We start from the raw sequence: 11,239 nt of genomic DNA, 5'->3' as shown, positions 1-11,239 counted from the left end.
CATTAAAGAGAAGAAGTGTCTGATCACCAATAAAGACCGCCATTCGGTGCACATCATCAAGAGTGCATCGGTGCTGCACAACGAAAAGGGCGAAATCATCGGTGCCGTTGAGACGCTTACCGACATCACTGAAAAGATCCGCCAGCAGCAGGAAATCAGCAACCTGCGCAAGACCTTTCACCTGGATGAGGGATACCACGGCATCCTGGGCAAGTCCCCGGTGATGCTGAACCTTTTCGAGATGATGGAAAATGTGGCCCAGTCCGACACGCCGGTGATGATTCTGGGAGAGAGCGGCAGCGGCAAGGAGCTGGTGGCCCGGGCCATCCACCGGGCCAGCGGCCGCAGCGACAAGCCTTACGTCAAGGTCAATTGTGCGGCCCTGAACGAAAACCTGCTGGAGAGCGAACTCTTCGGCCATGTCAAGGGGGCTTATACCGGTGCGGACCGCACGCGCGTGGGCCGTTTCGAAGCCGCCCATCAAGGGACCATCTTTCTGGACGAGATCGGCGACATTCCCCCTGCCATCCAGATCAAGCTGCTGCGCGTGCTGGAGGACCGCAAGATCGAACGGGTGGGGGACAATCGGCCCATCCCCGTGGATGTCAGGGTGATCACCGCCACCCACAAGAACCTCGACTCCCTGATCGAACAGGGACTGTTCCGGGAGGATTTGTATTTCAGGATCAACGTTTTTCCGCTTTACTGTCCGCCATTATCCGAGCGCCGGGAGGACATCCCGCTGATTGCCCAGAGCTTTATCCGTCGAAATGCGACCAGCAGCGGCAAGAAGATAATCGGGCTCACGCCTGAAGCCCTCGAAACCCTGACGGATTATGCCTGGCCGGGCAATGTCCGCGAGTTGCGAAATGCCATCGAGTACGCCTTCGTCCTTTGCCAGAGCGGGGGCATCGGCACGCAGCATCTACCCCACAAGATGGTGCACGGCACGCTCGATCCAAAGGCAACCTGTGAACTGGACCCAGGGTGCGTCAAGGATCGGGAAAGCCTGGTCCACGTGCTGCGGAAGGCCGGCGGCAATCAATCCAAAGCGGCCAAGATGCTGGGGGTCAGTCGGGTGACCGTCTGGAAGCGGATGAAGAAGCTCGGGATCGATATCAAACAGGATGTGGGCTGACCCCGCCTCTCCAGGTTGGTTAAAAACCGTTGACATTTATACCACGATGTGGCAGATGTGAACGGTTCTAAGTATTTTATCGTAAATACGGCATGTTAGTTTCCATTTCCATCTGGTCTTGGGTGTATATCTGCCCGCGGCATGGGCCGGCACTATGGAAGGTAACCATGGGTTGCAGCTATTCAGGAATGGGAAAGTAGAGACGGAAATCCATGAAAGACAAAGAGTTCAGCGCATTGCGGAAGAAACTGGAGAAAACCCAGAAACAGATGGCCCAACTTCTGGGAACCTCCATCAAGGCGATCCACAGTTATGAGCAGGGCTGGCGAACCATCCCCGTCCACGTAGAGCGCCAACTCTACTTCCTGATTACCCGTAAATTTTTCGGCAATAGCAGCGTCCAACCCTGCTGGGACACCCGCTCCTGTCCTCAGGAACAGCGAGAGCAGTGCCCGGCCTGGGAATTTTCCACCGGTGACCTGTGCTGGTTCATCAACGGCACGATTTGCGACGGGACTGTCCACGATTCCTGGAAGGAGAAGATGAAGCTGTGCCGCACCTGTGATGTGTTCAAGGCCACCCTGGCCAAAATCGATCAGGCGTGACGCCGCTCAAAATCGCCACTGTCTGCGTTTGGCAGTATCCCTCGTCACTGCGGTGGTCGATCAGTACGCTGCCTGCGGAACTCGCGATAGCGCGATTCTGAGAATTTGCACCTCTTGATTCTGAACTTTCTACAGCGCTGTCCAACCATTAAATTGTTAAAGCATCCATCATGAGTGAGTACATCCAGCACGATCAGCAGGGGGCATCGGTGGGCCTGGTGGAAAAGCGGACATTCACTTTCGCCCACGCGCCGGCAACCATGCGACTGGAATGTGGTGCCGCCATCGGGCCGGTAACCATTGCCTATGAAACCTGCGGTCGTCTCAACGAAGACCGGTCCAATGCAATTCTGATTTTGCATGCCCTTTCCGGCGACGCCCATGTTGCCGGCACCTATACTGACAGCGACGACAAACCGGGTTGGTGGGATTTCATGGTGGGACCGGGAAAGGGAATCGATACCAACCGCCATTTCGTGATCTGCACAAACATCCTGGGCAGCTGCATGGGGTCGACCGGCCCCGCATCTATCGATCCGGCCACCGGCAGGCCATACGGATTGAATTTTCCGATGGTCACCATTGCAGATATGGTGGACGCTCAAAAACAGCTCATGGACCACCTGGGTGTGCATCGGCTGAATGCGGTGATCGGCGGATCCATAGGCGGTATGCAGGCGCTGGAATGGAGTGTACGCTACCCGGACAGGGTTGAATCCGCCGTGCTCCTGGCCACCACCACCCGGCACAGCGCCCTGGCCATTGCTTTCAACGAAGTGGCCAGACAGGCCATCATGGCCGATCCCAACTGGAACGGCGGAGACTACCACGATGGAGTGAAACCGGACCTGGGTCTGGCCGTGGCGCGGATGATCGGGCACCTTACCTATCTTTCCGACGAATCCATGCGGCTCAAGTTCGGCCGGCGGCTTCAGGACAAGGCCGATTTTTCATTCAATTTCGATGCGGATTTCCAGGTGGAGAGCTACCTGCGCCATCAGGGCCGCAAATTTGTGGATCGATTCGACGCCAATGCCTTTCTCTACATCACCAAGGCGGCGGACTATTTTGACCTCGAGCGGCATTTCGGTGACGGGTCCGCCGTGGCGGCCTTTGCGGGCGCACGGGCCAGGTTTCTGGTGCTTTCCTTCACCTCAGACTGGCTCTACCCGACCTACCAGTCCCGAGCCATGGTCAAGGCCATGAAAAAAAACGGGCTGGCGGTGAGTTTTTGCGAAATCGAGGCCCAGTGGGGGCACGATGCCTTCCTGCTCCCCAGTGACCGCCTTTCCGGCATCATGAAAGGGTTTTTGGACAGTGACAACGACGTGTAATGCAGGCAACGGTATTCGCTACGACCTTCGGCTGGTGGCTTCATGGATTCCGCAAGGGGCCCGGGTGCTTGGGTTGGGATGCGGTGACGGCACGCTGCTTCACTATCTGAAAACCCGCAAAAATGCGGTTTGCACCGGCATCGACATCGATGAGAGCTGCGTGGCCCGCTGTATCGAGCGGGGGTTGACCGTACTCCAGGGAGACATCAACGAAGAGGTCCGGGACTATCCGGACGATGCCTTCGACTATGTGATCCTGGCCCAGACCCTGCAGCAGATTTATGACCCGGCGCCCTTGATCCGGGAGATGCTGCGGATCGGCCGACGGAGTGTGGTGAGCTTTCCCAACTTCAGCCACTGGCGGGTACGGATGATGCTGGCGTCAACTGGGCACGCGCCGGTGACGCCGCAGCTGCCCTACCAGTGGCACAATACACCCAACATCCGGGTGATCACCCTGTCCGACTTCAGGCGATACGCCCGGCAGGTGGGATTTAGAATACTAAAAGAGGTGGGTATCGATACAGACCGACAGGATCATTCTGGAAAGCGGGTCCGTTTTCTACCGGATCTGTTTGCCACATACGGCCTGTTTCTGATCGCCAAGGAGGCGACGACCAAGGAGGTGCCGTGAAAATAGTATCCATTGCCGTCAGCCGGAAAAAAGGAACCCGAAAAACCCTCGTGGACCGGGCCAGAGTGATTCTCAACCATGGTCTGGACGGGGATGCCCACGCCGGCCCCTGGCACCGCCAGGTGAGTTTCCTGGCCTCGGAAAGCATCCAGGGGGCCCGGGAAAAGGGACTGGATGTGAATTTCGGGGATTTTGCGGAAAATGTGGCCACCGAAGGCATCGACTGGAAGCATCTGGCTGTGGGGACGCAGGTGAAGCTGGGAACGACGGTCATCGTCGAAGTCTCTCAAATCGGCAAGACCTGCCACAAACCCTGTGCCATCTATTACCAGGCCGGCGACTGCATCATGCCCCGAGAGGGGGTTTTCGCCCGGGTTATTCAGGGAGGTGAGATCGCCTGCGGAGACCCCATCGCGCTTATCGAGACATCGGTTGACGCTGTCGGCCATCCGCATTCGGACAAACAAGCCGGAATTTCGCAGCAGACAAAATAATCACCACAATGTGGTATTTTTTCCTTGACAGAGAGGATTGATCCGGTTATCTTAAGTTCAACACCCCATAAGTATTATTCAATTCCTCTACCCTCGGCGGCTCTGCTACGATACCCCACAACAGCAGAGCCGCCCTTCCTTTTTACAGGTCCGCTACCTTTTACACCAACCCCGGGTGCGAACTGGATCCGTCCGTAAACCATTGTGAGATGACGGTTTTTCTGTTAATGAAGCCGGAAATGTAAACGAAGCATGGACATCGCCGTGATCCACGTCAGTTCAGAGTGAACCGCGGCGTCCGGAAGGAATGCCCCACTCGATGAAAACATTTGAAGCCCTGTTTGCCGAACTCACCGACAAGGCCACACGCAAGGACCCCCGGTCGGGAACCGTACGTCAACTGGAGAAGGGTGTCCACGCCATAGGCAAGAAAGTGATCGAGGAGGCCTGTGAAGTGTGGATGGCTGCTGAACACGAGGGTCGGGAGCGCACCGCCGAAGAAATATCCCAACTACTCTACCACGTTCAAGTGATGATGATTGCTTGTGAGCTGGAGCTAGAAGACGTCTACCGCCACCTCTAGTGCCCATTCACAATAGGCATCTTTTGGCCCAGGCCGGCGTTCTCACGGTTTTAAAATCCTCGACGTAGCGCTGCTACGCCTCCGGTTTCAAAATCGCTGCGGCCTTGGCCTGAACCAAAATCTACCTATTGTGAATGGGCACTACAAGTTAAACCGACGACATTAAAAGGAACTTTATTGTCATGCTGAAAATCGCCCTGCCCAACAAGGGATCGCTCTCCGAAGACGCCGTACAGCTGATCCGGGAGGCCGGTTACCACTGCCGCCGTTACAGTCGTGAACTCATCGTGCTCGACAACACCAACCAGCTCGAGTTCGTTTTTCTGCGCCCCCGGGATATCGCCATCTATGTGAGCGAAGGTATTCTGGACATGGGGGTGACCGGCCGGGATCTGGCCCTGGACAGCGGGGCGGATGTGGTGGAACTGATGTCGTTGGGATTCGGCAGGTCCGATTTCCACTACGCCGTCCCCGCAGAAACGGATCTGGCTCCGGACCAGTTTGCCGGAATGCGCATCGCGACCTCTTATCCCCGACTGGTCCTCGAAGACCTGACGCGCCGGGGCGTGGATGCTGAAATTATCCGGCTGGACGGGGCGGTGGAGATTTCCATCCGCCTGGGTGTGGCCGACGCCATTGCCGACGTGGTCCAAACCGGGCGAACCCTCAAGGCGGCCGGGCTCCAGGTGGTTGGGCTCCCGCTGCTGCGCAGTGAAGCCATCCTGGCGGCCCGGACCCGGGACATTGAGCAGCAGGAGCGGGTGCACACCTTTCTGGACCGGATCCGCGGTATCGTCGTGGCCCGGGAGTATGTGATGGTGGAGTACGACATCCCCGAAACCATGCTGGAGATGGCCTGCGTCATCACTCCGGGCATCGAGTCCCCCACGGTTTCCCCATTGAGCAAAAAAGGGTGGGTGGCGGTCAAATCCATGTCCAAAAAACAGGATGTGAACCAGATCATGGACAGCCTCACCAAAATCGGGGCCAAGGGTATCATCGTCACCGACATTCGCACCTGCCGGATATAAGGCCGCGCAAAAAATAAAATGACCCCGGCGCCAATTCCCAAATGCCCTATTTCGGCCACTATCGGCTGTGGGTGATGGAATGAACCCTCCCCGCGGCCCCGGTGAGCCGGATCTCACCTTCGCTCCGACAAGCCGCGGGGAATGCGCTCGCTGTCGCGGTTCAATCCGGCAGAGCCATTGACCGTCAGTGCTTCGGTTCACCATTTTCAGCCCGCCCCTGGCTTCATTGATCCATTTATTGAAAAAACAGAATCGATTCTTATTATTACTACATTGTGGTAATTCGCGGTTAATGAAATTGGCTGGCAATGCGCCAAGCGCCAATAGATTGTTTCAATAAGAGGGTTGGACAATGAAAAGACGACCATCGATATGGATGGCGACGTTGCTGCTTTTGCTGTGGGGCGCGTCTGTGTGCATGGCCTCGGCGGTCATGCCGGTCGCACAGACCATTTCACCCCGTCATTTCAAGGCATTGCTCGACCGGCATCAGGGCGCCCCCGATGTCGTGTTGCTGGATGTTCGCACGCCCAAGGAGTTCAAGGACGGCCACATCCAAGGGGCGTTGTTGCTCGATTATTATTCCAGCGATTACGTGGAACGGCTCAAGGCCCTGGACCGGGAAAAAACCTATTTGATTTACTGCCGCAGCGGCAACCGCAGTGGAAAGAGCCTCGCAATTTTCGAAAAACTGGGTTTTCGCCGCGCCTACCATATGGACGCCGGCGTGATCGGCTGGTCACGCGAAAATTACCCTCTGGTGAGATAGCCAAGGCATTGACAGGCATGTCAGTAAAAGGGGGACATCGCTTTCAACCGACAAAATACCAAATTTTCCAGAGCAGCTTTGGCTGGCGTCGGCCTGATCGTCTTGATTCTCTCCGGCAATGCCTGTTCGAACGAACCTGCTGGCAATGATATGGCAACCGGATGGTCCGAGGGCCATTCGGCAATGGCTGCGGCCGGCAAAAGAGGTGGCAATATGACCGTGGAGGATGAAATTCGGCTGATGGCCCGGCGGCGAGGCGATGACTATCGCCCACGAACCCGACACCTCGACGATCAGGGTCGGGCAATTTACACGAACCGGCTGTTCCTGGAGAGCAGCCCCTATCTGTTGCAGCATGCCCACAACCCCGTGGACTGGTACCCATGGGGGGATGAAGCATTTGACACCGCGCGGCGGCTGGACCGGCCGGTGCTGCTTTCCGTGGGGTACTCCACCTGCCACTGGTGCCATGTCATGGAGGAGGAGTCCTTCGAAGACGAGGAAATTGCCCGGTACATCAACGACAACTACATTGCCGTCAAAGTCGATCGCGAGGAGCGGCCCGATGTGGACGCCATATACATGAGTGCCGTCCAGGCCATTACCGGCCGGGGCGGGTGGCCCATGACGGTGTGGCTGACCCCGGATCGGGAACCCTTTTACGGGGGAACCTATTTCCCGGCCAGGGACGGCGACCGCGGCTCGCCGGTGGGATTTCTCACGATGCTCAAAAAAATCCGCGAGAGCTACCATGACAAGCGAGATCTGGTTGCCCAGTCCGCAGGCGAACTCGCCCGGACGGTTCGGCAGAGGCTGACGCCGCCTGCCGGTGGCCGCCTGCCTTTGGACGGCGTGATGGATCGTGCCGTCTCGTCCAGCAAGACACGCTTCGATGCGGTGCACGGCGGGATTGCCGGGGCACCAAAATTTCCCAGCTCTCTACCGATTCGTCTGTTGCTGCGGCACCATCGGCGAAGCAGTGACCCGGTCAGCCTGAACATGGCCGCGCTGACCCTGAAAAAAATGGCTGCCGGAGGCATGAACGATCAGGCGGGCGGCGGTTTTCACCGTTATTCCACCGATGCAGGTTGGCTGGTCCCCCACTTTGAGAAAATGCTCTACGACAACGCGCTTCTGGTACCGGCCTACATCGAGGGATGGCAGGCCACGGGGAACTCCCGATTCAGACAGGTCGCCATAAAAACCCTGGAGTATGTGTCCCGCGAGATGACCTCGCCGGACGGGGCGTTTTTTTCCGCCACCGACGCGGACAGCCTGACGCCGTCCGGACACCGGGAGGAGGGTTGGTTTTTCACCTGGACGCTCGAAGAATTCAGCGACGCCCTCGGGGCCGATGACGCCCGGATAGCCGCGGCGGTTTACGGGGCTGACGCCCGCGGCAACTTTGAGGGGAGGAATATTTTATTCCTGCCTCGTGAACTTGACCAGGTAGCCGGAGAACTGGGTTTGTCCTTGGTGCAGCTGGAATCGGACATCGACCGGATCAATGCGGCGCTTTATGCTCGCCGTCAAGCGCGTCCGGCACCGCTGCGGGACGACAAGATCCTTGCCGCCTGGAACGGGTTGATGATCTCTGCATTCGTCCGTGCCGGGTTTGCCCTGGACAACGCCGCTTATCTTGACCGTGCCAGTCGGGCGGCGGACTTTGTCCTGACTCGGATGATAGTCGCCGGCAGGCTCAAGCGAAGTTTCAAAGACGGTGCTGCCGCAGGCAACGGGTTTCTCGATGACCACGCCTTTTTCATCGCCGCGCTGTTGGATCTGTTTGAAGCAACTGCCGACCTTCGCTGGCTGGATCGTGCCCTTGAATTGGACCGGACACTGGCCGATCAGTTTGATGACCCTGAAAACGGCGGTTTTTTCATGACCGCCGACGATCACGAGGCATTGATTGCCCGCGAGAAGCCGGTCTTTGACGGCGCCCTTCCCTCGGGAAACGCCGTGGCGCTGATGAATCTGCTGCGATTGAACGCCCTGACCCTGGAGCCATCTTATTTGAAACGGGCGGAGAAGGGATTTAGCGCATTTTCCGCCATCATCGAAGCCAATCCGTCGGCTTTCGGAGAGATGTTCCTGGCTCTGGAGGATTTTCTGCACCCGCCCCACCAGGTGATTGTCGTCACCCCGGCGGACGGTGATGCGGCTTCGTTCACGGACCGTTTGAGGGCTTCCTTTCTGCCCGGCAGCCTGGTGATGATCGTTTCAGAATCACGCGCCGGGCAATTGTCGCGGCGATCCCCACTGTTCAGGGACAAAACCGCTGCCGGTGGCAAAACCACCGCCTATGCGTGCCAAAACGGTGCCTGTCAGCTGCCGGTGACAACCGCGGATGGGTTGATGCGGCAATTGACGGCATCGTAAAAAGTCCGATATCTGCGTTACGCTTCATCCCTCGTCATTGCGGAGTACCGTGAGTACGCCTCATTCCTCGGGATTCGCAAGCCTTGATTGCGGGCTTTTTACGATGCCGTCGGAAATATGACTTTTTACGAGTGCGTCAACAATTGACGGCTTCGCAAAAGTGAAATATGGGCGTTGTGCGGTATTCCGCTTCACTTCGGCGAAGCCTCAATGGCGACTCATTCGTTGGAAATCGAGAGCCTTGACCATTTACGGGTTACGACGCCGTCCCCAATTTGGCGCCTACATGAGGGCCTGATGATGCAAACGGTTGTTTCCCAGATTGCCGTCGCCTTTGCCGCCGGCATGATTCTCAACTTCATGCCCTGCGTGCTGCCGGTGATACCTTTCAAGGTTCAGGCGCTGCTGCGTGAAACGACCGGCACGACCCGTTCACGGGCCCTGGCCGCCGCTGCCCTGCTGGCCGGCAGTCTGGCCTTTTTCATCTTTCTGGGAGCTGTTACCGCCGCTTTCGGATTGATGTGGGGCCAGCAGTTTCAGCATCCCTGGTTCCGGTTCCTGCTATCCCTTTTTCTACTTGCCGCGGCTATCGCTACCTTCACCGGGTGGTCCTGGCGGCTGCCTCAGTTTGTCTACCGGGTGCCCATGAGCCACCATTTGGGCGCATTTTTCACCGGTGCTTTGGCCGGTGTTCTCTCCACTCCCTGTTCGGGACCGTTTCTGGGATCGGTGCTCGCATTTGCATCCACCCGATCGCCCCAGGAAACCATGCTCATCTTCAGCGCCATCGGCATGGGTCTGGCCTTTCCCTACCTGCTGTTGCTACTGTGGCCCGGCCTGCTGAGCCGGCTGTCTTTTTCCAGCCGGCTGGCTGTAAACTTCAAAACATTCCTCGGTTTTGTGCTGCTGGCTGGGAGTCTTTTTTTTATCCAGGGATTTCTGCCGCCCTTACTGTGGCAGGCCGGCTGGATGACGCTGGTGGGGGCGGTCGGCGCCTGGTTGGTATTCCTGTTCACCAGCGGTAGACGGGTCAAGCTGAGGCCGGTGCTGATTCTGGCCATGGTCATTGTGGTGGTGGCCGGTTTTCGGAGCCTATCCGTGGATCATGATGCTGAGAGCATTGCCTGGCAGGCATATTCCGACCTGCGCCTCGAGCAAGCCTTCGGTCGACCGGTATTAATCGAGTTTACCGCAGACTGGTGCATCAACTGCCAAGCCATGAAACGCACCACATATAAAGATAATAAACTGCGGGCGACCATTGAAACCATGGGCGTCATTACCTTGCAGGTGGACCTCACACAGGTGGATGAACAGCGACGGGCGATTTTCGACCGCTTCGGTGGTCGCGCGATTCCATACATTGTGGTATTGGATAAACGGGGCCAACACGTCCAGCGCTATACCGGGGTGGTGGGAGCCGATACCCTGGTTGACGTGCTGAGGTCGATAGACGGTTAGAGCCGCGGAGGTCAGTGATGGCGCAGACAATCGGTTTTGTGGTAGAGACGGGCAATGATGGCCGCGCTACGGTGGTGGCAGAAAAGGGCCAGGGGTGCGGCAGCTGCAGCGCTGTTTCCCAATGCCACGGCGGGCGCACCGCCCGGACCGAAAAGACTCCTGCCTTCAACCCGATCGAGGCGACGGTTGGGGATCGGGTGACGCTGACGGTGTCATCCGGGGCCCTCCTGTCCCGCATGGCGGTACTCTATCTGGTACCCGTATTCGGGATGCTGACCGGCGCCTTCACGGGTGCTTTCATGTATGGCGGTGTGGATGGGACCGACAGCGGCCACAGCGTTGTCTTCGGTTTGGCAGGTTTTATCCTGGGGTTTGTGCTTTCGGTTGCCATTTCCCGGATCTGGTCGACAGCCCGGCCGGTCACGCCGGTCATCACCCGAATCGTCAACACCCGGTCGGCGTCTTCGTCTATCGGCGCGTCGGCAGGTAGTGGTTGTGGCGCTAAGTAGTGCCCACCCAGAAACGGCATCTTTCGGCCCAAGCCTGCGTTCTCGCTCGATTGAGCACGTAGTGAAGCTTCAGCGCTATCCTCGACGTAGTGCCACTACGCCTGCGGTTTCAATTTCGCTGCGGCCTTGGCCTGAACCAAAATCTACCATTTCTGGATGGACACTGAGTAGAAGGGTTGTATCATTCTTATCCCCAAGGAGCGACATGGCGAGCGGAACCCCCGAGCACAAAGAGACCTTTGAATCTTTCAAAAAATCCTTTTTCTACGGCAAGCGGTCGGACTTGAGCTTTAAATTCC

11 protein-coding genes are annotated in these 11,239 nt (G+C 57.6%); all 11 read left to right on the top strand.

The features are described 5' to 3' along the window. Positions 1-1,138, top strand: a 1,138-nt coding sequence (locus QNK41_RS10220) for a sigma-54 interaction domain-containing protein (protein WP_319256375.1), incomplete at its 5' end; no start/stop codon positions are given. Between the two features lie 212 nt (positions 1,139-1,350). After that, the gene (locus QNK41_RS10215; RefSeq protein WP_319256373.1) at positions 1,351-1,743 is read left to right on the top strand and encodes a helix-turn-helix domain-containing protein; all 393 of its coding nucleotides are present in this window, start codon (positions 1,351-1,353) and stop codon (positions 1,741-1,743) included. A 170-nt stretch (positions 1,744-1,913) separates the two neighbouring features. Further along, positions 1,914-3,077, top strand: a complete 1,164-nt coding sequence (metX, locus tag QNK41_RS10210) for a homoserine O-acetyltransferase MetX (protein ID WP_319256371.1) — start codon at positions 1,914-1,916, stop codon at positions 3,075-3,077. After that, a complete protein-coding gene (gene metW, locus QNK41_RS10205; protein ID WP_319256369.1) occupies positions 3,061-3,711 on the top strand; it encodes a methionine biosynthesis protein MetW in 651 nt (216 codons plus the stop codon). The genes metX and metW overlap by 17 nt, the downstream gene beginning before the upstream one ends. Next, on the top strand, positions 3,708-4,205 hold the full coding sequence (locus QNK41_RS10200; RefSeq protein ID WP_319256367.1) for an MOSC domain-containing protein: 498 nt from the start codon (positions 3,708-3,710) through the stop codon (positions 4,203-4,205). Before metW ends, QNK41_RS10200 begins: the two co-directional genes overlap by 4 nt. Positions 4,206-4,512: 307 nt before the next feature. Beyond that, positions 4,513-4,788 (top strand): phosphoribosyl-ATP diphosphatase, encoded by a 276-nt coding sequence (locus QNK41_RS10195; RefSeq protein ID WP_413815139.1) that lies wholly within the window; start codon positions 4,513-4,515, stop codon positions 4,786-4,788. Positions 4,789-4,970: 182 nt separating this feature from the next. Continuing rightward, positions 4,971-5,819, top strand: coding sequence for an ATP phosphoribosyltransferase (hisG, locus tag QNK41_RS10190; RefSeq protein ID WP_319256363.1), 849 nt, complete (start codon positions 4,971-4,973; stop codon positions 5,817-5,819). Between the two features lie 352 nt (positions 5,820-6,171). Further along, the gene (locus tag QNK41_RS10185) at positions 6,172-6,588 is read left to right on the top strand and encodes a rhodanese-like domain-containing protein (protein WP_319256361.1); all 417 of its coding nucleotides are present in this window, start codon (positions 6,172-6,174) and stop codon (positions 6,586-6,588) included. A 150-nt stretch (positions 6,589-6,738) separates the two neighbouring features. Then, positions 6,739-8,970 carry a thioredoxin domain-containing protein gene (locus QNK41_RS10180; protein WP_319256359.1) on the top strand — a complete coding sequence of 744 codons (2,232 nt, stop codon included), beginning with the start codon at positions 6,739-6,741 and terminating at the stop codon, positions 8,968-8,970. Positions 8,971-9,267: 297 nt separating this feature from the next. Continuing rightward, positions 9,268-10,431 (top strand): protein-disulfide reductase DsbD family protein, encoded by a 1,164-nt coding sequence (locus tag QNK41_RS10175; protein WP_319256357.1) that lies wholly within the window; start codon positions 9,268-9,270, stop codon positions 10,429-10,431. 17 nt (positions 10,432-10,448) lie between these two features. Then, positions 10,449-10,940, top strand: coding sequence for a SoxR reducing system RseC family protein (locus QNK41_RS10170; RefSeq protein WP_319256355.1), 492 nt, complete (start codon positions 10,449-10,451; stop codon positions 10,938-10,940). Positions 10,941-11,239 lie beyond the last annotated feature (299 nt).

It is taken from the genome of Desulfosarcina sp., assembly GCF_033791525.1.
Classification (GTDB): Bacteria; Desulfobacterota; Desulfobacteria; order Desulfobacterales; family Desulfosarcinaceae; genus Desulfosarcina.
This window is presented reverse-complemented; position numbering and strand designations above follow the sequence as displayed.

Excerpts from the sequence above, each read along its gene's own strand:
- QNK41_RS10215 (WP_319256373.1), top strand. The coding sequence starts at position 1,351 with ATGAAAGACAAAGAGTTCAGCGCATTGCGGAAGAAACTGGAGAAAACC.
- QNK41_RS10195 (WP_413815139.1), top strand. The coding sequence starts at position 4,513 with ATGCCCCACTCGATGAAAACATTTGAAGCCCTGTTTGCCGAACTCACC.
- QNK41_RS10185 (WP_319256361.1), top strand. The coding sequence starts at position 6,172 with ATGAAAAGACGACCATCGATATGGATGGCGACGTTGCTGCTTTTGCTG.
- QNK41_RS10175 (WP_319256357.1), top strand. The coding sequence starts at position 9,268 with ATGATGCAAACGGTTGTTTCCCAGATTGCCGTCGCCTTTGCCGCCGGC.
- QNK41_RS10180 (WP_319256359.1), top strand. The coding sequence starts at position 6,739 with ATGGCAACCGGATGGTCCGAGGGCCATTCGGCAATGGCTGCGGCCGGC.
- QNK41_RS10170 (WP_319256355.1), top strand. The coding sequence starts at position 10,449 with ATGGCGCAGACAATCGGTTTTGTGGTAGAGACGGGCAATGATGGCCGC.
- hisG (WP_319256363.1), top strand. The coding sequence starts at position 4,971 with ATGCTGAAAATCGCCCTGCCCAACAAGGGATCGCTCTCCGAAGACGCC.
- metX (WP_319256371.1), top strand. The coding sequence starts at position 1,914 with ATGAGTGAGTACATCCAGCACGATCAGCAGGGGGCATCGGTGGGCCTG.